Origin of the sequence: Mesorhizobium sp. M0563 (assembly GCF_040321065.1) — a bacterium.
In the GTDB taxonomy this organism is placed as follows: domain Bacteria; phylum Pseudomonadota; class Alphaproteobacteria; order Rhizobiales; family Rhizobiaceae; genus Mesorhizobium.
Map to the genome: position 1 here is coordinate 116,818 of NZ_JAMYQV010000019.1, position 18,576 is coordinate 135,393.

The window sequence follows — 18,576 nt, forward strand, 5'->3', positions numbered from 1 at the left end:
CGACGTGTCGCTCGAAGCGCCTCATCACTGCCCGGATCGAAGCAAACAAGACGAAAGTCCGGCGAACCGGACAATCACAACAGAGGCAGCGCGCCATGACCGCAAACCCAGAGTTCCCGGCCGACTTTCGCGCCGGGCTCGCCAATCTTTTCCTGTGGCGACGCGACGTCAGGCGGTTCAAGCCGACGCTGCTCCCCGAAGGGGCGCTGGAGCGGCTGCTCGAGCTTGCCAGCGCCGCGCCGTCTGTCGGGCTGAGCCAGCCCTGGCGCTTCGTTATCGTCGAGAGCGAAGCATGCCGCGCCGCCGTTAGGGCATGCTTCGAGCGCTGCAACGCGGAGGCACTCGCAAATTTTTGCGGTGAACGCGCCGCGCTCTATGGGCGCCTGAAGCTTGCCGGCCTGAATGAGGCGCCCTGCCAGCTTGCGGTTTTCGCCGACCGCACAACCGAGCAAGGGCATGGGCTCGGCCGCCTGACCATGCCAGCCACCATAGACTATTCCGCTGTCATGGCGGTTCACACGATGTGGCTGGCGGCGCGCGCCGAAGGAATAGGCATGGGCTGGGTCTCGATCCTCGATCCGGCCGAGATGGTGACGATCCTGGACGCACCGCCGGAGTGGACGCTGATCGGCTATTTCTGCGTCGGCTATCCAAGCGAGGAACACAGCGTGCCGGAACTGGAACGGCAAGGCTGGGAAGTCCGGCGCGCTTCGATCGTGATAAAACGGTAGTGCAACGGCCCGCTGCCATTCTCGTTGCAGGAAAGCCATTCTCTTTGCAGGGAAGCCATTCTCTTTGCAGGGGAGAATGACTCCTCCCCTGCAGGGCAGAATGGATGTCATGGAGGTTTCGCCGATCGTCAGCATCGCCGACGAGAGACCAAGGCAAAGCCAGTCGTGACGGCCTTGACCTGAGGAAGGGCATAGAATGTTTCGCTGCGAGGTGCAGGCCGAGATCTGGGTCTATCCGGGAAAGGGCGGCTGGCATTTCGTGACGCTGCCGCTGGAACCTGGAGCCTGGATCAAGACGGCGATGGTGGGGATGGCAAGGCCCTGGGGCTCGCTTGGCGTGGAAGCCGTCATCGGCCAGACCAGATGGCGGACATCGCTGTTTCCCGACAAGAAATCCGGCAGCCTGCTCTTGCCGATCAAGACGGCGGTGCGGGTCCGCGAAGGCCTTAGGGCTGGCGACACGGCCAACCTGACGATCGAGATAGAGCTATGACACATTGGGTCTGGTTGACGGCGACGCGCTGTGCGCCCACCTCCCCTTGGCAAGCCGGCGGGCGGCTTGTATAGAGCCCGCCACCCTCAATTCCACTCTCCATCACAAGGACGATCCCATGGCGCTCGAACGCACCTTTTCCATGATCAAGCCGGACGCGACCCGCCGCAATCTCACCGGCGCCATTACCAAGATACTGGAAGATGCCGGTCTGCGCGTGGTCGCTTCGCGCCGGGTGTGGATGAGCCGCCGCGAGGCGGAAGGTTTCTATGCCGTCCACAAGGAGCGTCCGTTCTTCGGCGAGCTGGTCGAGTCGATGTCGTCGGGCCCGACCATCGTGCAGGTGCTGGAAGGCGAGAATGCCATCGCCAAGAACCGCGAAGTGATGGGCGCCACCAATCCGGCGAGCGCCGCCGAAGGCACCATCCGCAAGCTGCATGCGCTGTCGATCGGCGAGAATTCCGTGCATGGTTCCGATGCGCCGGAAACCGCCGCGCAGGAGATCAAATACTGGTTCTCGGACACCGAAATCGTCGGCTGAGCCGGCATCCTAAACCCCATCAAAAAGGCCGGCGCAACGCCGGCCTTTTTCGTTAGCAGACATTTTCAGCTTCAGGCTCCTCGACGGGTCATGGGTGCGTTAAGCTCGAGGGCACGGATCAAACGCGGTCGCGACAACGGAGCCGACCAGGCCATGACCAGCACCATTCCCGGCTTGTTTCAGGGCACCGAGATGCCGACCGGCGGCTGGTGGGAGGCGTTGTGGCCCGACCCTGCCGGGGTGTTGACGGCGGTGGGAATGAAGCCCGGCATGGATGTGGTCGATCTCTGCTGCGGCGACGGCTGGTTCACGCTGCCAATGGCCAGGGTCGTTCGTCAGGTCATCGCCATCGACATCGATGCCGATCTGCTCGAAGTCGCCCGGCGGCGGCTGGCCGACGGAGGCGCGAGCAATTGCGAGTTTGTGGCGGGCGACGCCTATGAGCTTGCCGGGCTGGTGCCCCGGCCCGTCGACTTCGTCTTCATGGCCAACGCTTTCCATGGCGTTCCGGACCGGCCGCGCCTTGCCCGCGCCGTGCGGGCGACGCTTGGCAGGGCCGGTCGTTTTGCCATCGTCAACTGGCACCAGAAGCCGCGCGAGCAGACCACGGTTCTGGGCGAGCCGCGCGGACCGAAGACCGAGCTGAGGCTGTCACCCGAACAGACCACCGCGGCTGTGGAAGCAAGCGGGTTCAAGCTCGCCGAGCTGGTTGATGTGCCGCCCTATCACTATGGCGCGGTATTCAAACTCGCGACAAATTGAGAATGCCTGGTGTATGCGGTCGTCGCCCGATAGATCTCGCCCGCCGCCCCCTAGCGGCGGGTTCTGCCAGTCTATTTCGCCTGGCGTTCCTTCACGTTCGCATGTTCGTTCGCCGCTTCCGTGTCGGTGGCCGGCGTCTGTGTATCGTGACCGGTGAACGGGCTGCCCTGCCCGGGCGCGAGATCGCCGCTATGACCAGCCTTGTTGGTCTGGAAAGGCTGGCTGTCAGGACTGAGACCATGTTGAAGGGCATCGAACAGATGGTCGTCCGCCTTGGCAAGGCCGGTGAAGGCAAGGAGCGATGCACCGGTGGCGGCAAGGATAAGCGCGTGCGTTTTCATGTCTGGACTCCTTTGAGTTAAGGCCAGAACGGGCCGCAGCCATTCTGGCGGCATCAACGAAGGGACAAACATCCCTTTTGCCTTACCCGCCATCGTATGAGGACGTAACGCGCGCTCTGTCCGGTTTATTCCGGCTGAAACACAACGTGATCGACATGCGGCCGATCAGGCGACCGAATAGCCGCCATCGGCGAGCAGGCCGTGGCCGGAGACGAACGAGGCGTCATCGGAAGCAAGGAAGGCCACGACCGTCGCTATCTCTTCCGGCGAGCCAGCCTTTGATGCGCCGCTTCGGCCTGACGTCTGCGCCGCCACCACAGGTGTGATCGTTTCGGAACGGTCCAAGGCCTGTTGAGAATCAGGGCAGGCCGAGCCGGTGCAGGCCTCACCTGAATATCGACAAGTCTCAACTCGCAGCATTGAACCGCAGGATGACGCGGTCATCCTTGTCGGCGATGATGAGCTTGCCGGCGTCGATATGGTACGACGCTGCCTTGGCTAGCGCCTCGAACAGCGCCTTTTCCTCGGCCATGACCTGAGGCGCGCAGGCCTTGAAGGTCGAGCCGATGTCGCTGATGGCGATCGTCGAGCCGTCTACCCTGGCGGTGGCGAAGTAGACGTTGCAAGGGCCGCTGCCGCCGGCCTTGCCGGCTTCGCTGATCCGGAATGTCGCCCGCGGCTCGGCAATCACGCCGATGCCATCGATATATTCGACCAGCCAGCTTTGGCCGAACACGGAGGCTGCCGCCGGCTCATCGCTCGGCGCCGCCATTTTCAGCGTGATGGTCTGTAGCGCGTCGCTGAGCGGATCGACCTGGTGGCGCGTGTCGGTGACGAACAGCAGCCGGTCGTCGACAGTGATGCGCGCCTGCAGAGCGTAGGTCATATCAGGCCGGATCACCTGCGGATCGAAGCTGATCTCGAACTTGATCGGCACCTGGCCGGCCGGCACCACCTTGCGCTCACCGATGATTGCGGCCGGCGCATCGGCCAGCGACACGTCGGCAAGCTGCACGGAAAGCACGGCATTGGGCGGCAGCGCGATGCGCTCGCGATACATCACCTCGCCCTTGAGGGACCTTTCGGCAGCCACGGAACGATCCGGAACGGCAAGTATGCCGACGGCTAGCGGCACCAGTCCGAAGATGAAGAACTCGGCGATCCTGTCCAGCATGATCCTGCTCCCCTTCCGGCAAAGGGTTTCGCAGGATTGCGGTCAATGAATGGCCGGCGGCGTATGGGCATGGCTGTCCCAGGGATTTATTTGGACGGCGGGCGCTTCCAACGGTCCGCCGCCTTGTCGTCGGCATCCTTGGCGTCGACCCAGTTGCCCTCGGAACCGTCGCTATGGTGTTCCTTTTTCCAGAACGGCGCCCGTGATTTCAAATAATCCATCAGGAAATTCGCGGCGTCGAACGCCGCCTGCCGGTGGGCGGAAGCGGCCACTACCAGCACGATGTTTTCGCCCGGCGCGATCTTGCCGTGGCGATGGATGACGGTGAGCCCCTGCAGCGGCCAGCGCTCGATTGCCTCGCAGGCGATGCGGGATATCTCGGCTTCCGCCATGCCGGGATAATGTTCGAGCTCGAGCGCGGAGAGCCTGCCTTGCTCGTCGCGGCAGAGGCCGGAGAAGGTCACCACAGCGCCGATGTCGTTGCGACCCCTGGTCAGCCTGGCGATCTCGGCGGCGACGTCAAAATCCTCCGCCTGGATGCGCACGACAGGCACCACCGCGGACATGGTTCAGCCACCGGTCATCGGCGGGAACAGCGCGATCTCGCGCGCGCCGGCAATCTTCTCGTGGTGCTCGACATGTTCCTGGTTGATGGCGACGCGGATCACGTCAGGATATTGCAGCGCGTTCTCGTACTCCTCGCCGCGCGATTTCAGCCAGCGCAACAGGTCGGCGACCGTTTCGATGCCGGCCGGCAGTTCGACCTCTTCCTCCGGTCTGCCGATCCGCTCGCGCACCCAGGCGAAATAGATGAGCTTCGTCGACATTTTATTCATCCATGATGTGCTTGAGGCCGGCGCGGAAATAGTCGTAGCCGGTGTAGAGCGTCACCAGGGCTGCGATCCACAGCAGCACCAGCCCGGTCTGGGTGGTCAGCGGGAAGATCTTGTCTCCGGCGGGACCTGCAAGCAGGAAGGCGATGGCGATCATCTGGATGGTGGTCTTCCATTTGGCGAGCTGCGTCACCGGCACCGAGACCTTCAAGGCCGCCAGATATTCGCGCAGGCCCGAGACCAGGATCTCGCGGCACAGAATGATGATCGCCGCCCATAGCGACCAGCCGGCGATGCCGGCATGGCGGTCGGTGTCGGCGGCAAGCAGCAGCAGGCAAGTGGCGACCAGCAGCTTGTCGGCGATCGGGTCGAGCATCTTGCCGATGTTGGAGGTCTGCTGCCAGGCGCGCGCCAGATAGCCGTCGAAGTAATCGGTGATCGAGGCGAGCAGGAAAATGATGAGCGCCGACCAGCGCGCGAAGTCGCTCGATTTCAGATGGCCTTCCAGGAAGAAGCACAGCACCACCAGCGGCACCGCCAGGATGCGGGCGTAAGTGAGCATGTTGGGCAGGTTGAACGCGCGCTGGGACATGTTTTGGGAACTCTTTCTGCCTGCTTAGTCAAATCAGAAGCGAATGTGGGGGGTCAACAGGCCAGAATCGATTAGCCAGCCGAAATATCGGCAATAGGGGCTTAGCTCTCGTGAAATAATTATTCGGGACAAACCGCGCAACGTTGCAACCACATGCTCCGATGTCGCGAATCGCCTGTCCCCGCAGCGAACCGCGTAATGCAGGACGCAACCCCCTAAAACATGGGGACAGGAAGACGCTTCTCAACGTACCCTGCGGCAATCAACCGCTCAACATGTAGCATTTTGCGGTCCTCAAGCTTGCACGATCGCGAGCAATACCATCTCACCAGGCGACGTTCAAACGTAAACCCGGTTCGGCACCTTTAGCATTGATGGCCACGCGCGATACGGAACGGCGCTATGTCGGTTCGGCAAACTTCGCCCTGACCAAGGCTATGCGCGAACGCCTTTGGCAACGTGTTCAAGCCGGCAAAGGCACACCACCAAAGGGCGCCGACAAGAACGAGGCCGAATGGATCAAGCCGGACCTTGTCGGCCGGGTCAAAACCCTCAAACGCGAAGACAAGCTACCCCATGCGACCTTGCGAGCTATCCGCGAGGAATAGTGGTTCCAGTACCAATGATGGCGCATGAAGATTGACAGGAGAGCCTCCAACAACGACTGATGTCCTGTTGGGGGAGCGAGATGAAACGTTTTGATTTGCTGGGGCTTGCTGTTCTTGTCGCAACCGTAGCGGCAGTAAGTTATTTCACGACCGGGTCTATCGCCGGCGGGTTTGCCTATGTCGCCGGCGAGGCAGTCGGTATCTTTCTGATGCTTAGCCTAGTTTACTACGCCCTCATAAAGTCCGCGCGCACTAATTTTCGCCACGATATTCTTTGATGACTGCTGCAGTTCTGGTTCTATCAAACCAAGCAAGGATAAGCGGCTATATCGACGTAAAGCGCTTCCAACGCGACATTCAGGCGGGGGGCGCGGAGAACTTTGAGAAGGCGTTAAGCACATCGCAGACTGTGATAGGGTCTGTAGGTCGCGACAGCCGAGAGGTAACTGACCAGACGAACAATAGTGTTGGACAACTTTTCACTCAATTTGATGACCACACCCTTGATGGGTTTCTAGAAACTGCGAAGGTCAAGGACCGCAGTGTACTATTGGCCTCGTATCAAGCGGCCAACGCCAAGCTGGTACAAGTCCGGCTTGTTATGCCCGCGGTCGATGCATTGCTGGCCGACGAGCGCACGAAAATTGTCGTTATAGCAAGCCGTTTGCCTGAAGGGTCACGAGATCCATTTCTTGGAGGGTTGTCCCAAGAACGGGCCGCAGAGCGCAATTGCGTGGAGCGTAGGGCTACGAATTACCAGCGCATGTTTGAGATCGCCGCGTCAGCGACAAAGCTTCTCTTGGATATGGGAGAGATTTCCATAAATGAGAGTGGCCAAATCCTATTTCCTGACCAGAATGCCCTTAAAAACTACAACGATCTCGTGGACGCTCTCCGACAAGTTGCGCTAGAGGATGAAAAAATCACCGTTGAAGCAGCCGCGTACGACAAAGCGCGCCTAGCCAGTGGCTGGAAGAAGATGATCGGCAACTAATCGCCGGTCACCTAGTCGCGCGTCAACCGATCGACAGTCTCAATGATCGCCTTCTACCCTGTGGCAAATGTTGCAGGGATAAAGCGCCAATGTCCCTCAATCCGAATGCTACAAACCCGGGTGCCGCATGGGACGGAATCATTTCGCGAACAAATGAACGGCGTACGCGAGGGCGCGCGGTCATCTCGGTATGGTGTAAGTAACGCAGATGTGATCGCCCCGTTTCGCGTAAGTTCGTTCCACTCAATGCACGTTGGTTCCACTCTATTCCTGTTCGTGCCACTTGTTCCCCAAACGTCTCGGGTATCACGGCATTTTGCCCGTTGACATCGCGCCGCCTGCCTGCGTCTATCTTAGCAGTTCCTTTTAGAACTTTTCTCAATGGCGAGATCTGTCTTGAAAGGAACGCCCCCATGATAGTTACTCTCGACCTCGGGCAGGTGCTCACCCTGACCGCGAGCCTATTTGGCGTCGTCGCCGGTCTGATCGCGATTGCTCGCTTCATCAAATGGTGGTGGCACAAACCCCAGGAACCGGGCGAATGATCGCGACCGCATACCGATCACCTACCCCCTGCCCTGACACACAGCGCGGTGTGACGGGTTTGGCGACCTCGACGCACTATGATCACCCCCGATATGAAACGCGCGCTGACCGCCCCTACAAAACGAATCTGCCAGAAATATCCGGTAGTTATGGCAGATATGAAAGCATCCGGCGATCAATGCGCCAAGGCATTTTCATTTCTCGTGAAAATGATTGTAGACCAATTTCGCCACCTGCTCGGAAATGCCGTCGATCTTGACCAGGTCCTCGACGGCGGCGCGGCTGACGGCCTTGGCCGTACCAAAATGCATCAGCAGCGCGCGCTTGCGGCCGGGTCCGATGCCGCTGATCTCGTCGAGCGGGCTCTTGACCATCTCCTTCTTGCGGCGGGCGCGGTGCGAACCGATTGCGAAGCGATGGACCTCGTCGCGCAGCCGCTGGACGAAATAGAGCACCGGATCGCGAACGGGCAGCGAGAATGAGTCCCTGCCCTTGACGAAGAAGCGTTCGCGGCCGGCGTCACGGTCCTGACCCTTGGCGATGCCGATGGCCACGACGCGGTTCTCGATGCCGAGATCGGACAGGATCTTGCGCACCGCCGTCATCTGGCCTTGGCCGCCGTCGATGAGGATGACGTCGGGCCAGGCCGGAAAGCCGCCGGCGTCCTCGACATCGTCGCCCGGTCCGGTAGCGCCCGCCTCGTCCGCGCTCTCGGTTTGCGGGGCATCGCCATGTTCCTTCAACAGCCGCGAGAAGCGCCGCTGCATCACCTCGCGCATCATGCCGAAATCGTCGCCCGGCGTGATCTCGGTCGAGCGGATGTTGAACTTTCGATACTGGTTCTTCACAAACCCTTCCGGCCCGGCGACGACCATCGCGCCGACGGCGTTGGTGCCCATGATGTGCGAGTTATCATAGACCTCGATGCGCACCGGCGGCTTTTCCAGGCCGAAGGTCTCGGCAAAGCCGGTGAGCAGCCGCGCCTGGGTCGAGGTCTCGGCGAGCCGCCGGCCGAGCGCTTCGCGCGCGTTCTGCAGCGCGTTGTCGGTCAGGTCCTTCTTCTCGCCGCGCTGCGGCACCGAGATCGACACCTTGCGGCCGGCGCGGGTGGAGAGGGCCTCCGCCAGCAATTCCTGGTCCTCGACGCCATACGACAACAGGATGGTGCGTGGCGTCGGCTTGTCGTCGTAGAACTGCGCCAGGAACGAACCCAGCACCTCGCCAGCTTCGAGCGCCGGATCGGCCTTGGGAAAATAGGCGCGGTTGCCCCAGTTCTGGCCGGTGCGGAAGAAGAACACCTGGATGCAGACCTGGCCGCCCTCCTGATGAATGGCGAAGACATCGGCCTCGTCGACGGTCTGCGGATTGATACCTTGATGGCTCTGCACATGCGACAGCGCCGCCAGCCGGTCGCGATAGATGGCGGCGCGTTCGAAATCGAGGTTCTCCGAAGCCTGCTGCATGGCGGCGGAGATCTCCGTCTTCACCTTCTGGCTGCGGCCGGAGAGAAAATCCTTCGCCTCGGCGACAAGCCTTGCATAGTCGCCATGCGAGATCTCGCCGGTGCACGGGCCGGCACAGCGCTTGATCTGGAACAAAAGGCAAGGCCGGGTGCGGTTCTCGTAGAAGGAGTTGGTGCAGCTCCTGAGCAGGAAGGCGCGCTGCAGCGAATTGATGGTGCGGCCGACGGCGCCGGCTGAGGCAAAGGGGCCGAAATAGTCGCCCTTGCGCGAGCGCGCGCCGCGATGCTTGTAGATGCCGGGCGAGACATGGTCGCCGGTCAACAGGATATAGGGAAACGACTTGTCGTCGCGCATCAGCACGTTGAAGCGCGGCCGCAAGCGCTTGATGAGGTTGGCTTCAAGCAGCAGCGCTTCGATCTCGGTGCGGGTGACGACGAACTCCATCGTCGACGTCTCGCGCACCATGCGGCCGATGCGGCTGGTGTGGAACCGACCTTGCGCGTAGTTGGTGACCCGCTTCTTCAGGCTGCGTGCCTTGCCGACATAGAGCACGTCGCCGGCGGCATTCATCATGCGGTAGACGCCGGGCGCGTTGGGCAGCCGCTTGACCAGCGTCTGGATCACCTCGGCGCCGACCATGCCGTCGGCATCGCCGGCATGCGGCGTCCAGTCGATGGCGGTGAAGGTGACGTCCGGACCAGCGGCTGCAGGCTCGACGACCTCCTCGGCTGCCTCGTCCTCGAGGTCGATTTCGGGCGGCAGGTCGTCGGCGCCGCCGCGCGTTTTTTGTTTCTGGTCCATGGGGCTCATTCCGTCATGCCTGTCACATCGGGCGTCTGCCATGCAAGATGCTGGCCGCCGTCAAGCGCGATCATCTGGCCGGTGACCGAGCGTGCCGCCCAGAGGTAACGGATGGTGTCACCGAATTCGGGCAATTCCGGGCCGCGCTTCAGGATCAGGCCGGCAATCTGCGCGTCGAAATCGCTGTCGTGCTGGCGCGTGTTCTTCAAGGTCGGGCCCGGACCGATGGCGTTGACGCGGATGCGGGGACCCAGCGCCTGCGCCATCATCTCGGTCGCTGCCCACAAGGTCGACTTCGACAGCGCATAGGAGAAATAACGCGGCGTCGGCCGCCAGACGCGCTGGTCGATCATGTTGACGATCAACCCCTCACTGCTCTGCGGCAAGGCCCGGGCGAAAGTCTGCGCCAACAGAGCCGGCGCCTTGACATGCACGGCGAAATGGCGATCCCAGGCCGGCCAGTCGAAATCGTCAACACTGTCGTGCTCGAACAGCGAGGCGTTGTTGACCAGCAGCGACACCGGTCCGAGCGCCGCCGCCGCGCGGCCGACAAGGTTGCCGACGGCGTCCATGTCGGTCAGGTCGGCAGCAACCACAGCGGCCCTGCCGTCTCGACCAAAATGACCACTGTTGATCCCGGCCGCCAGTGCCTCCGCCTCGGCCAGCGAGCGATTACAGTGAATGGCGACGGCAAAACCGTGCGCAGCAAGATCCTCGACGATCGCCCTGCCGATCCGCTTCGCCCCGCCTGTCACCAGTGCCGTCGCGGCGACCTTGCTCATCTGTCAATCCTCAATCTGATGCCGATTCCGACCTGCCGGGACCGGGCCGGCAAAATATGGCCTGCCAAGTGTTAAATCCCATTTCCACCTGGGGCAGGATTGTGGCAAAGTGGCCCGGTCGGCATTCTGGCTCGACCGGAATCCGGGCCAGCCCGACCGCAATATAGGGCGCGGGAGCCCTTGCACCAAGCCGTGTGCAGTGCAGCACGGCGAACCTGCTGACATCTCGCTGTTGCGAAGATGCAACGTCAAGGTTCTGCCTCATTCGTGCCAGGGAATGACCCAAGTTCAGGTTCGCTTCAGCCGCATTTCGACACGACATTTGGAACCGTTGAACGCCGGATCCGTTTCACCCCCCGGACGGGTTGAGGGCGCTCATGAAAAAACAAGCCTGTGTCCTGTGGCTTAAGGAGTAAAGAACAATGCAAGCCAATCTTAAATTTGCGCGACCGCTCGCGGTGGCGTTTGGGCTGTTCGCCCTCGGCGGAACCGCCTATGCCGCGGACGTGGTTCAGGAAGAGCCGCCGGCACCTGCCCCGATCGCCGAACTTCCGGTCGCATCCTGGGCCGGCCCCTATGCCGGTGTGAGCGTCGGCTACGGCTTCGCCGGCCATGCCGATGCCAAAACCGTTGGTGTCGACATCGATACCAAGGGCTTCGTCGGCGGCGTCTTCGGCGGCTACAACTGGCAGCAGGAGAACTTCGTCTACGGTGCCGAAGCCGATATCGGCTATAACGGCGTCAAGGGCGACGATGCCGGCATCGAGGCCAAGGGCGGCGTCGAAGGCTCGCTGCGCGCTCGCCTCGGCTACGCTGTTACCCCGGAAATCCTGCTCTACGGCACCGCCGGTGGCGCGCTGAAGAACCAGAAGGTGGAAGCCGCCGGCTTCAGCGACACCAACACCATGCTCGGCTGGACGGCCGGCGTCGGCACCGACATCAAGATTACCGACAATGTGTTCGGCCGTGTCGAGTACCGCTACACCGATTTCGGCGACAAGAACTTCGACGGTATCGGCAAGGTCAAGTCGACCGACAATCGCGTCACTTTCGGCGTCGGTATGAAGTTCTAAGTCGTCCAAGCCACGACACGAAAAAGCCGGGCCTCGCGCCCGGCTTTTTTTGTGCCCGGTGCCCATCCTGTCGGCATGGGCACGCGTGATCTCGAGGTCAGCGTTGAGCCAGCATCCGGTCGACCAGGACCAGAACTTCGGCTGCTGCGATGAAACCGAGGGCGATAGTGGCGCCATTCGACATGACTGCGACCCAGCCATTGGCGGACACATCTATGAACGGGTAAGCGTATTTCCCTTCAGCGACACCACGAGCCAGGGCATAAGCGAGATAGGCCAGGGGATAGAGCGCCCATAGAAGCGGATCGCGCCACGAGAGCCTCCCCTTTCGCGTGAATAGAAGCCAGAACAATAAGACAAGGACAGGATTGAGTTGGTGGAGCAGAAAGTTTGCTTCGGCGGTCGCGCCAGCCAAAGTGCGCAGCCCTTGGAGCAACACCGCGAAAATCACCCCGACCAGGGCCATCACGGCAGCCGTCCACGCCACCAGCGTTGGATGGTCGAAACGCTCCCCGAGGAGCGCTATGGCTGCGAATACAATGGCGACAAGACCGTTGGTCAGGATCGTGAAATATCCCACCAACACCCACAGCGAGCCAAGCATCGATGCACCGCCCTTGATCAAGGTGCTGAGTTCAAGGCCAATGCCAGTGCACGCGGATAGACAAATGATCAGGGCAAACAAGCGCTGTATCAAATCGCCCTCCCCCACCGGCTTACGTTTGAGAAAGCGACGATAAGACTGGGCGGAACGTCTGTCGACCAAAATGCCCCCAAGACCAACCTTCCAGCCTCGCCGGCCCGGCTCACTCCCAGCATGTCGAAATTGGCCGTTGCGCCTCCCGCCAGGAATCCGCTAAAGCGCGTCGCGTTCGACCGGCGGCATGCGACGCGCTTTAGGTTCCTGTTTTATGCATGTCGTTATCACAAAACCGCTGCACACTTTTGCGCGACATGCATTAGGGGAAGATCGGTAGCTTCGCCATCCCCGCCCTCAAGCCGGGATGCCGGGCTTCAGCTCCGGGAATTTCTCGTCGAAGCGTGCCGCCCAGCGCGTCAGCCGGCCGCGGCCCTTTTCCCATTTTCCGGCGAAGCGCAGCGAGAGATAGCCGAGGCAAGCGCGCAGCGCGATCTGGCCGACAGTGATTTTCTTCGGCAGCTTCGGCGGGTTGGCGTTGAGCAGATCGAGCGCGGCCGAAATCTTGCTCCACTGGCGCTCGAGCCAAGGCTGGTAGACCATCTCTTCGGGCCGCGTGCGCCGCTCATAGACCATCGACAGCGCGCAGTCGCAGATGCCGTCGGCCAACGCCTCCAGCACCTCCGCCTCGAGGCGCTTGTCGGGATTGCGCGGAAACAATGCGTTCTTGGACATCCGGTTGAGATGCTGGGTGATGGCGCGGCTGTCGTGGACCGAGCGGCCGTCGTCGAGCACCAGCACCGGGATCTTGCCGAGCGGATTGGCGCCGATCAGCGCGGCCGGCTTTTCCTCGGTCTTTATCGGCACGAGATCGACCGCAATGCCGGCATGAAGTGCTGCCATGCGCACCTTGGAACTGTAGGGAGAAGTAGACGCGTAGAGCAGTCTGGGCATTGTCGATTCCTGTTTACCGGCTACAGCTCCATATGTCCTGTTGGACGCGCAAGAGGACGCGGTAGCATTGTGACTTCGCGCATGACCCTCACCGAAAATCGATTCCGATTGGGGCTCGTGCGTGGGCACTGTTGACGACCGATCATGCTGGCTTCATCAACGGCCAGAGGCGGAAAACCGCGCCGCCAGCGCGCAGCCATTGTCTCGACTTCAATCTGGATGCGATGAGCCGGAGGTGCGGCGGCAGAAGCGAGCAGGTCGGACAATCCAAATCCGATCAGCTACCAACTCGGCCTTGCACCGAAGGTTGGTCTTTGGCAGCCACGAAAATCCCACCGGACTTCGCCGCGTGGCGAAGTCCTGGGAGCTGCGAAAAGACATCTTCCTCCCGCCTCTTTCTCGTCCTGCCCGACCGTCAGCTAGCAAGCGAGGCGCCTGTCCGGCATCCCGCCCTGGCTGTCTTGAGTACTGTCCCCGGCGATCGGAGAGCGGCGACTACTTCTTGGCCTTCGCCTTTGCGGGCGCTGCCTTCGGCTTGGCCGCGGGCGCTGCTTTCTTCACTGCTGCGGAAGATTTTGCAGCGGCGGCCTTTGCCGGTGCTGCCTTCTTCGCAGCGGGTTTCGCAGCGGCCTTTGCAGCCGGCTTCTTGGCCGGTGCCGCCTTCTTTGCCGGTGCAGCCTTGGCCTTGGCCGGTGCTGCTTTTGCCTTGGCAGGTGCTGCTTTCTTCACGGCTGGTTTTGCTGCCGCCTTGGCGGCCGGCTTTTTCGCCGGCGCTGCTTTTGCCTTAGGCGCGGCGGCCTTCGCTTTGGCAGCGGGTGCTGCTTTCTTCACAGCAGTTGCGGCCTTTGCCGCCGCTGCTTTTACTGGTGCTTTCTTTGCCGGTGCCTTGGATGCCGGCGCTTTGGATGACTGCTTAGCCATATCATGCCCCTTCCGTTGTGCCGACGGCCGTTATTGACCCGGCGCGCAATGCATATCTGACTCGCGGCTTGCTAGCCAGCGAAGCATTAGAATGATTTCTGCAGCTTAAGTTTCGGTTACGGCGAGCGCGCGACCATTTTACCGGTGCAAAAATCGGCTGCGAATCTTTGTGTCGCGCAGCGAAGTTCTGCGACAGAAATTCTGCTCGCTCTATCTCGACCGGTCTTCGCGTCAAGCTCAGGACCTTTTCGACCAGCTCTGCGCTTCAACGTCCGACGCTCAGCGCGAACATTGTCAAGAGCGAAGGCGGTCGCCCGCCTCGTCTTGTCCGAAACGATAAACTACAGGTAAGTACGAAGCAACGCGACGAGCACGCCGCTGCACTATCTTGCACGACGCGATGAAAGTAAGCAGATAGCTCGCATTTCTGAAAGACAGGATATCGCTCGATAGATCCGGTCGAGCCGATCTCCTAATCGAAAACGCTCGGCCGTTCAGGCGCCGAGCGGCTCGCGCTGCTTCTGCAGCCGGCGCGAAGGCTCGGCCCTGTGGAGATGGACGGCGAAGGTATCCCATGGCGGCGTGACGGAAATCTGCGCCAGGATGCGCCCCGCTTCACCGCGATGATAGACGCCGTGCAGTACGACGTGGGTCAGCATTTCCTGTCGCGACATCAATGCCTTATCCCCGTCGGTGAACACGAATGCGACGGGCTCGGAGAGCTGTTGCGACGAAACGGTTTCGAGATAATCGAGATACCACCGATCGGTCGCCGCGACTGCGGCACGAAGTTCGTCGAGGGCCGGCGTGTCCTCGCTGGCGTCGGCGGAGTAGCCATGGCTTGCACCAACCAGGTGGGCTGAGAATATCGGCGACACCACATGGCTGTGATCGATGAGCCGTATCACGGCCTGCCGTTCCTTGCCGTGAACGGGCGGGTCGAGACTGACGAGCCTTTCCAGCAGTTCGTCATTTGCCCAGGCCTGATAGGCAAACAGGCTGCGAAGCAGGGCGTGCGCACTCATGGTCGGTGTCCTTTTCTGGAAATGCGAGTATGTTGTTCATATTTTCAGGAGAATGGGCGGGCGTGTCTACTCGCATTGCAAAACCGTATCCGCGCATGCGCAAGCAGCCGCGCCAGGCGCGTTCCAGGGCGACCGTAGAGGCGATCGTCGAGGCAGGGGCTCATGTTCTGAGCGGGCTGGGCTGGGCCGGCTTCACCACCAACAAGGTGGCCGAGACTGCGGGCGTGAGCATCGGCACGCTCTACCAGTATTTTCCCGACAAGCTTTCCCTGCTCGAAGCCGTCCGGCGCCGTCATTTCGATCATGTGCTGTCGGTCATTCGCGATTCGGCGGAAGGCCAAAAGCCGCTCAGGAAATTCGCGCAGGAGCTGGTGCGCGGCATGATCGCGGCGCACAGCATTCACCCGACACTGCATCAGGTGCTGCTCGACGAGGCGCCGGGCGATCGCGGCTCCAGGGCCGCCCACGCTTCGTTCCAGACACAATATCTCAACCACTACGCGACCGCCGTCGCCGCCTATCGCAAGCCAAGGAAAGGCGCCGACATGGAGACCGTCGCGCGCGTGCTGTCGTCGGCGATCGAAGGTGTGATCCATAACGCGGCACGCCGGAACATGCTCGCCGCGCCGGAGCTGCAAAAGCAACTCGTCGAACTGATCTGCGCCTACCTATCGGGCGCGGGCCGCATCGGTCGATAGCGCAGGGCACGGCGGAAGTCGGGGATTTCTGTACGTCGGATTCAAACCCGGCTCATGAGATGCGGCAAGGCCGATGCCAGCAATGCCGCACCTGATGCGGCCAAGAGCGTGAGGACGATCTTTCGAAACGTTGCTTCGCTGATGCCGATGTAGAGTCTCGCGCCAAGGAGTGTCGGTATCAACATCGCCGGCGCGACGATGGCAAACATCGGCAGCATTTCGAGCTTGATCTTTCCGGTCGCAAGATAGGCGGCCATCGTCATGGAGAGGGTCACAAGGTTGAAATTCTGGATGACAATGCGCTGCCTGTCCTTTTCCCATTGCCGCAGCACGCACCACAACGTTGGAACCGGGCCGGTGAAGCCGCCAAGCCCGCCCATGATGCCGCCAACCAGACCTATTGCACCGTCTGCAACAGGACCCCCGAACGTGATGGGAGGGAGGCGACGGGCAAAAAGCATCAAGGGACACCAAACGACCAGCAGCGCGCCGAAGATCAACTTGAACAAGTGCACATCCAGCAGGGGCAGGATGGCGACACCGACCGGAATTCCTATGGTCCCGCCGATCAGGAATGGCAGCAGAAGCTTGAGGTCGAAACCCCGGCGGACGGTGACGGCGGCGATGATTTGGCCGGTGAGCGCCCCAAAGACCGCCATGGCAGCAGCAAGCTGGGGCTCCACGGTCCAAACCCAAAACGACATGGCAACCAGGCTGAAAGCGAACCCGGACAGCCCTTGGACGAAACCTGCAACGACCGCCCCAATTGCAACAATATAAACAAGCGAATCCATGTAGTGCTGTTTCCCCGCAAAGTGATCGATGTGGCCGGTTGGCGTTGACCTGCATGGAAATCTACGATTTTCGCAACCTCCGTCCGACCTTGAGCGCCGGACAGTCCACACACCAAAGAGGTATGAATGCCCCCCTTGCCGAGCTTGGCATTTGTCACATGGTTTTCGGCTGACCCCAGATCAGCCGCGGCTTTCTATGCGAATTTCGGAATTGTCTTCAGGCAAGAGCAGCACGGCTCCGGTCCGATACATTTCGCGTTCCAAGGTCAAGGGCTCGCGATCGAACTCTATCCGGCAAACGAAGGAACGACGGCGGAAGGAGCGGGAACGATGATCGGCTTCGAGGTCACCGACGCGGACGAAGCGGCTTCTGCCGCGAAGGCCAATGGTTTTGGAATCATTGCGGATGTCAAGGCGACGGCTATGGGCAGGCGTGTGATCGTCCGCGATCCTGACGGCCGTCAGGTGTTTCTTTTCTCGACCACCTAAGTGACGCAACAATCCATCGGGAATCGGAAGGCACTGGTTCAGCGCAGGACGCGGCAGCGGCCGTGGTAGACCATCCAGCGGTCGAAGCCCGAGACGCAGAATTCGACATTGTCGCCTATCGAGGCAAAGCCTTGGCCTTCCTCGATCAGATACCAGATGGTGCGGGCGTGGCCGTCGGAGAGGCTGACGGTGGCGCCGCAATAACGGCGGCCGATCGGCCAGGTGTCGTCGGCCGGCAGATAGCGATGCTGGTGGATGCGCTGGAAATCGACGATCTGCACATCCGGCAGATGCGGCACGTGATGCACCTGATACGAGAAGCGGTCGGTGATTTTGTTCAGCACCCAGGCCTCGCCGCAGACGCCGCTGTCCTCATCGGTATAGATTGCAAGGTCGGCGGCCTGCACCGCCTGAGTAACGCCGAGAGGCGCAGCCAGCGGCGTGCAAACGGCGAGCAGTGCGGCAAGGGCGGATTGGGCGAAGCGAGTCATGGCAGCCTCTCAAGGTCGACTGCGCGCACTGTGCGGATTCGCTGACGCGCGGTCAAGCGGTTGTAGTGACGATGGTTACGGTGACGAAGGTTGCGCTGAGGGAACGGCAAGGACCGCACCTCAAACTACTCTCCCGCCAGCCAGTCCAGCGTCCAATGCGATGGCTGCTCGACAGCAAGCAGCCGGTGCAGCGCCGGCAGCAGCGTCCGCAACTCGCCCTCCAGGGTGAAGGGCGGATTGACCATCACCATGCCGCAGCCGTCGAGGCTCGGCTCGACCGAGGCCGGCCTAATCTCAAAGCCGACGTCGAGCAGCCTGGGAATGCCCGTTTGCTTCAGCGCCTTTCGGAAGGCGGCGACCGCCTTGCGGTCCTTGAGCGGATACCACAGCGCGTAAATGCCGCCTGGCCAGCGCCGATGGGCTCTTTGCAGCCCGTCGACCAAGCGACCGAACTCGCCCTCTTCCTCGAAAGGCGGATCGATGAGCACGAGGCCGCGCTTCTCCTTTGGCGGCAGATGCGCGCCGAGCGCCAGCCAGCCGTCGAGCTCGATCACCCGGGTCTGGAAGTCACCGTCGAACAGCGCCTTCAGCCTGGCAGCATCCTTAGGGTGCAGCTCGACCGCCGACAGCCGGTCCTGCTTGCGCAGCAGGTGCCGGGCGATCAGCGGCGAACCCGGGTATTTTTTCACGCCGCCGTCCGGATTGAGCGAACGGACGGCTCCAAGATACGGTGCCAGCAATGCCGCCGCCGGGGCGTCGAGGGGGGCGCCGCCCACCCCCGCCCCACCACGCCCACCAACAGCACCAGCTGGAGGCACGCGTCTGGAGGCGAA

The 18,576-nt window shown here is 61.6% G+C and carries 26 protein-coding genes; 12 read left to right on the forward strand and 14 right to left on the reverse strand.

Annotated features, from left to right (window positions below):
* Nucleotides 1-95 precede the first annotated feature (95 nt).
* The 4 genes from bluB (at nucleotide 96) to NKI50_RS22880 (ending at nucleotide 2,527) form a co-directional block, all read left to right on the forward strand.
* On the forward strand, nucleotides 96-731 hold the full coding sequence (gene bluB, locus NKI50_RS22865; protein ID WP_352481784.1) for a 5,6-dimethylbenzimidazole synthase: 636 nt from the start codon (nucleotides 96-98) through the stop codon (nucleotides 729-731).
* A 196-nt stretch (nucleotides 732-927) separates the two neighbouring features.
* The gene (locus NKI50_RS22870) at nucleotides 928-1,224 is read left to right on the forward strand and encodes a DUF1905 domain-containing protein (RefSeq protein WP_023719782.1); all 297 of its coding nucleotides are present in this window, start codon (nucleotides 928-930) and stop codon (nucleotides 1,222-1,224) included.
* A 118-nt stretch (nucleotides 1,225-1,342) separates the two neighbouring features.
* The gene (gene ndk / locus NKI50_RS22875) at nucleotides 1,343-1,765 is read left to right on the forward strand and encodes a nucleoside-diphosphate kinase (protein ID WP_023719783.1); all 423 of its coding nucleotides are present in this window, start codon (nucleotides 1,343-1,345) and stop codon (nucleotides 1,763-1,765) included.
* A 153-nt stretch (nucleotides 1,766-1,918) separates the two neighbouring features.
* On the forward strand, nucleotides 1,919-2,527 hold the full coding sequence (locus NKI50_RS22880; RefSeq protein WP_031194223.1) for a class I SAM-dependent methyltransferase: 609 nt from the start codon (nucleotides 1,919-1,921) through the stop codon (nucleotides 2,525-2,527).
* Between the two features lie 71 nt (nucleotides 2,528-2,598).
* On the opposite strand, the gene NKI50_RS22885 is transcribed toward NKI50_RS22880, so the two are convergent.
* From NKI50_RS22885 to pgsA, 6 genes are all read right to left on the reverse strand, one after another.
* Nucleotides 2,599-2,868 carry a hypothetical protein gene (locus tag NKI50_RS22885; RefSeq protein WP_023719785.1) on the reverse strand — a complete coding sequence of 90 codons (270 nt, stop codon included), beginning with the start codon at nucleotides 2,866-2,868 and terminating at the stop codon, nucleotides 2,599-2,601.
* A 165-nt stretch (nucleotides 2,869-3,033) separates the two neighbouring features.
* Nucleotides 3,034-3,213, reverse strand: coding sequence for an SDR family oxidoreductase (locus NKI50_RS30575; RefSeq protein WP_023719786.1), 180 nt, complete (start codon nucleotides 3,211-3,213; stop codon nucleotides 3,034-3,036).
* Between the two features lie 61 nt (nucleotides 3,214-3,274).
* Nucleotides 3,275-4,042: a YbaY family lipoprotein gene (locus tag NKI50_RS22895; protein WP_023719787.1), complete on the reverse strand. Its 768-nt coding sequence runs from the start codon at nucleotides 4,040-4,042 to the stop codon at nucleotides 3,275-3,277.
* A gap of 86 nt (nucleotides 4,043-4,128) precedes the next feature.
* Nucleotides 4,129-4,608, reverse strand: a complete 480-nt coding sequence (locus tag NKI50_RS22900; protein WP_023719788.1) for a molybdenum cofactor biosynthesis protein MoaE — start codon at nucleotides 4,606-4,608, stop codon at nucleotides 4,129-4,131.
* Nucleotides 4,609-4,611: 3 nt separating this feature from the next.
* Nucleotides 4,612-4,869, reverse strand: a complete 258-nt coding sequence (gene moaD / locus NKI50_RS22905) for a molybdopterin converting factor subunit 1 (RefSeq protein WP_023719789.1) — start codon at nucleotides 4,867-4,869, stop codon at nucleotides 4,612-4,614.
* Nucleotide 4,870: 1 nt separating this feature from the next.
* The gene (gene pgsA / locus NKI50_RS22910; protein ID WP_023719790.1) at nucleotides 4,871-5,467 is read right to left on the reverse strand and encodes a CDP-diacylglycerol--glycerol-3-phosphate 3-phosphatidyltransferase; all 597 of its coding nucleotides are present in this window, start codon (nucleotides 5,465-5,467) and stop codon (nucleotides 4,871-4,873) included.
* A 374-nt stretch (nucleotides 5,468-5,841) separates the two neighbouring features.
* On the opposite strand from pgsA, the gene NKI50_RS22915 reads away from it, so the two are divergent.
* The 4 genes from NKI50_RS22915 (at nucleotide 5,842) to NKI50_RS22930 (ending at nucleotide 7,614) form a co-directional block, all read left to right on the forward strand.
* Nucleotides 5,842-6,075: an ATP-dependent DNA ligase gene (locus NKI50_RS22915; RefSeq protein WP_023719791.1), complete on the forward strand. Its 234-nt coding sequence runs from the start codon at nucleotides 5,842-5,844 to the stop codon at nucleotides 6,073-6,075.
* Between the two features lie 80 nt (nucleotides 6,076-6,155).
* Nucleotides 6,156-6,353 carry a hypothetical protein gene (locus NKI50_RS22920; RefSeq protein WP_156948089.1) on the forward strand — a complete coding sequence of 66 codons (198 nt, stop codon included), beginning with the start codon at nucleotides 6,156-6,158 and terminating at the stop codon, nucleotides 6,351-6,353.
* On the forward strand, nucleotides 6,353-7,069 hold the full coding sequence (locus NKI50_RS22925; RefSeq protein ID WP_352642609.1) for a hypothetical protein: 717 nt from the start codon (nucleotides 6,353-6,355) through the stop codon (nucleotides 7,067-7,069). The genes NKI50_RS22920 and NKI50_RS22925 overlap by 1 nt, the downstream gene beginning before the upstream one ends.
* A 413-nt stretch (nucleotides 7,070-7,482) precedes the next feature.
* The gene (locus NKI50_RS22930) at nucleotides 7,483-7,614 is read left to right on the forward strand and encodes a hypothetical protein (protein ID WP_023719794.1); all 132 of its coding nucleotides are present in this window, start codon (nucleotides 7,483-7,485) and stop codon (nucleotides 7,612-7,614) included.
* Nucleotides 7,615-7,809: 195 nt separating this feature from the next.
* Here the strand turns inward: NKI50_RS22930 and uvrC are convergent, their stop codons facing one another.
* Nucleotides 7,810-9,888: an excinuclease ABC subunit UvrC gene (gene uvrC / locus NKI50_RS22935; protein WP_352549814.1), complete on the reverse strand. Its 2,079-nt coding sequence runs from the start codon at nucleotides 9,886-9,888 to the stop codon at nucleotides 7,810-7,812.
* The gene (locus NKI50_RS22940) at nucleotides 9,885-10,661 is read right to left on the reverse strand and encodes an SDR family oxidoreductase (protein ID WP_023719796.1); all 777 of its coding nucleotides are present in this window, start codon (nucleotides 10,659-10,661) and stop codon (nucleotides 9,885-9,887) included. The genes uvrC and NKI50_RS22940 overlap by 4 nt, the downstream gene beginning before the upstream one ends.
* Nucleotides 10,662-11,083: 422 nt before the next feature.
* Here NKI50_RS22940 and NKI50_RS22945 point away from each other — a divergent pair, with 422 nt between their 5' ends.
* Nucleotides 11,084-11,734, forward strand: a complete 651-nt coding sequence (locus NKI50_RS22945; RefSeq protein ID WP_023719797.1) for an outer membrane protein — start codon at nucleotides 11,084-11,086, stop codon at nucleotides 11,732-11,734.
* Nucleotides 11,735-11,831: 97 nt separating this feature from the next.
* Here the strand turns inward: NKI50_RS22945 and NKI50_RS22950 are convergent, their stop codons facing one another.
* Both NKI50_RS22950 and NKI50_RS22955 read right to left on the reverse strand, forming a co-directional pair.
* The gene (locus NKI50_RS22950) at nucleotides 11,832-12,500 is read right to left on the reverse strand and encodes a Pr6Pr family membrane protein (RefSeq protein WP_156948090.1); all 669 of its coding nucleotides are present in this window, start codon (nucleotides 12,498-12,500) and stop codon (nucleotides 11,832-11,834) included.
* A 228-nt stretch (nucleotides 12,501-12,728) separates the two neighbouring features.
* On the reverse strand, nucleotides 12,729-13,325 hold the full coding sequence (locus NKI50_RS22955) for a glutathione S-transferase family protein (RefSeq protein ID WP_023719799.1): 597 nt from the start codon (nucleotides 13,323-13,325) through the stop codon (nucleotides 12,729-12,731).
* A 535-nt stretch (nucleotides 13,326-13,860) separates the two neighbouring features.
* Between NKI50_RS22955 and NKI50_RS22960 the strand changes: the two genes are divergently transcribed.
* Nucleotides 13,861-14,283 carry a hypothetical protein gene (locus NKI50_RS22960; RefSeq protein ID WP_210164499.1) on the forward strand — a complete coding sequence of 141 codons (423 nt, stop codon included), beginning with the start codon at nucleotides 13,861-13,863 and terminating at the stop codon, nucleotides 14,281-14,283.
* 457 nt (nucleotides 14,284-14,740) lie between these two features.
* Here the strand turns inward: NKI50_RS22960 and NKI50_RS22965 are convergent, their stop codons facing one another.
* On the reverse strand, nucleotides 14,741-15,271 hold the full coding sequence (locus NKI50_RS22965) for a DinB family protein (protein ID WP_031194232.1): 531 nt from the start codon (nucleotides 15,269-15,271) through the stop codon (nucleotides 14,741-14,743).
* 62 nt (nucleotides 15,272-15,333) lie between these two features.
* Between NKI50_RS22965 and NKI50_RS22970 the strand changes: the two genes are divergently transcribed.
* Nucleotides 15,334-15,969, forward strand: coding sequence for a TetR/AcrR family transcriptional regulator (locus tag NKI50_RS22970; RefSeq protein WP_502895886.1), 636 nt, complete (start codon nucleotides 15,334-15,336; stop codon nucleotides 15,967-15,969).
* Between the two features lie 41 nt (nucleotides 15,970-16,010).
* On the opposite strand, the gene NKI50_RS22975 is transcribed toward NKI50_RS22970, so the two are convergent.
* The gene (locus NKI50_RS22975) at nucleotides 16,011-16,763 is read right to left on the reverse strand and encodes a sulfite exporter TauE/SafE family protein (RefSeq protein ID WP_023719803.1); all 753 of its coding nucleotides are present in this window, start codon (nucleotides 16,761-16,763) and stop codon (nucleotides 16,011-16,013) included.
* Between the two features lie 126 nt (nucleotides 16,764-16,889).
* Here NKI50_RS22975 and NKI50_RS22980 point away from each other — a divergent pair, with 126 nt between their 5' ends.
* Entirely contained in the window at nucleotides 16,890-17,252 is a 363-nt protein-coding gene (locus tag NKI50_RS22980; protein WP_352481792.1) for a VOC family protein, read from the forward strand.
* Nucleotides 17,253-17,290: 38 nt separating this feature from the next.
* Here NKI50_RS22980 and NKI50_RS22985 read toward each other — a convergent pair whose 3' ends face one another.
* Both NKI50_RS22985 and NKI50_RS22990 read right to left on the reverse strand, forming a co-directional pair.
* Nucleotides 17,291-17,743 carry a hypothetical protein gene (locus tag NKI50_RS22985; protein WP_023719805.1) on the reverse strand — a complete coding sequence of 151 codons (453 nt, stop codon included), beginning with the start codon at nucleotides 17,741-17,743 and terminating at the stop codon, nucleotides 17,291-17,293.
* Between the two features lie 125 nt (nucleotides 17,744-17,868).
* Nucleotides 17,869-18,576: 23S rRNA (adenine(2030)-N(6))-methyltransferase RlmJ (locus tag NKI50_RS22990; RefSeq protein ID WP_352717623.1), on the reverse strand; the 708-nt coding region annotated here is incomplete at its 5' end.

Bases quoted from the DNA above. Each gene is read 5' to 3' on its own strand.
- NKI50_RS22945 (WP_023719797.1), top strand. From the start codon at position 11,084: ATGCAAGCCAATCTTAAATTTGCGCGACCGCTCGCGGTGGCGTTTGGG.
- NKI50_RS22915 (WP_023719791.1), top strand. From the start codon at position 5,842: ATGGCCACGCGCGATACGGAACGGCGCTATGTCGGTTCGGCAAACTTC.
- NKI50_RS22870 (WP_023719782.1), top strand. From the start codon at position 928: ATGTTTCGCTGCGAGGTGCAGGCCGAGATCTGGGTCTATCCGGGAAAG.
- NKI50_RS22920 (WP_156948089.1), top strand. From the start codon at position 6,156: ATGAAACGTTTTGATTTGCTGGGGCTTGCTGTTCTTGTCGCAACCGTA.
- pgsA (WP_023719790.1), bottom strand. From the start codon at position 5,467: ATGTCCCAGCGCGCGTTCAACCTGCCCAACATGCTCACTTACGCCCGC.
- NKI50_RS22925 (WP_352642609.1), top strand. From the start codon at position 6,353: ATGACTGCTGCAGTTCTGGTTCTATCAAACCAAGCAAGGATAAGCGGC.
- NKI50_RS22985 (WP_023719805.1), bottom strand. From the start codon at position 17,743: ATGACTCGCTTCGCCCAATCCGCCCTTGCCGCACTGCTCGCCGTTTGC.
- NKI50_RS22965 (WP_031194232.1), bottom strand. From the start codon at position 15,271: ATGAGTGCGCACGCCCTGCTTCGCAGCCTGTTTGCCTATCAGGCCTGG.
- NKI50_RS22895 (WP_023719787.1), bottom strand. From the start codon at position 4,042: ATGCTGGACAGGATCGCCGAGTTCTTCATCTTCGGACTGGTGCCGCTA.
- NKI50_RS22980 (WP_352481792.1), top strand. From the start codon at position 16,890: ATGCCCCCCTTGCCGAGCTTGGCATTTGTCACATGGTTTTCGGCTGAC.
- NKI50_RS22930 (WP_023719794.1), top strand. From the start codon at position 7,483: ATGATAGTTACTCTCGACCTCGGGCAGGTGCTCACCCTGACCGCGAGC.
- NKI50_RS22940 (WP_023719796.1), bottom strand. From the start codon at position 10,661: ATGAGCAAGGTCGCCGCGACGGCACTGGTGACAGGCGGGGCGAAGCGG.
- NKI50_RS22900 (WP_023719788.1), bottom strand. From the start codon at position 4,608: ATGTCCGCGGTGGTGCCTGTCGTGCGCATCCAGGCGGAGGATTTTGAC.
- bluB (WP_352481784.1), top strand. From the start codon at position 96: ATGACCGCAAACCCAGAGTTCCCGGCCGACTTTCGCGCCGGGCTCGCC.
- moaD (WP_023719789.1), bottom strand. From the start codon at position 4,869: ATGTCGACGAAGCTCATCTATTTCGCCTGGGTGCGCGAGCGGATCGGC.
- ndk (WP_023719783.1), top strand. From the start codon at position 1,343: ATGGCGCTCGAACGCACCTTTTCCATGATCAAGCCGGACGCGACCCGC.
- NKI50_RS22880 (WP_031194223.1), top strand. From the start codon at position 1,919: ATGACCAGCACCATTCCCGGCTTGTTTCAGGGCACCGAGATGCCGACC.
- uvrC (WP_352549814.1), bottom strand. From the start codon at position 9,888: ATGAGCCCCATGGACCAGAAACAAAAAACGCGCGGCGGCGCCGACGAC.
- NKI50_RS22885 (WP_023719785.1), bottom strand. From the start codon at position 2,868: ATGAAAACGCACGCGCTTATCCTTGCCGCCACCGGTGCATCGCTCCTT.
- NKI50_RS22955 (WP_023719799.1), bottom strand. From the start codon at position 13,325: ATGCCCAGACTGCTCTACGCGTCTACTTCTCCCTACAGTTCCAAGGTG.
- NKI50_RS22975 (WP_023719803.1), bottom strand. From the start codon at position 16,763: ATGGATTCGCTTGTTTATATTGTTGCAATTGGGGCGGTCGTTGCAGGT.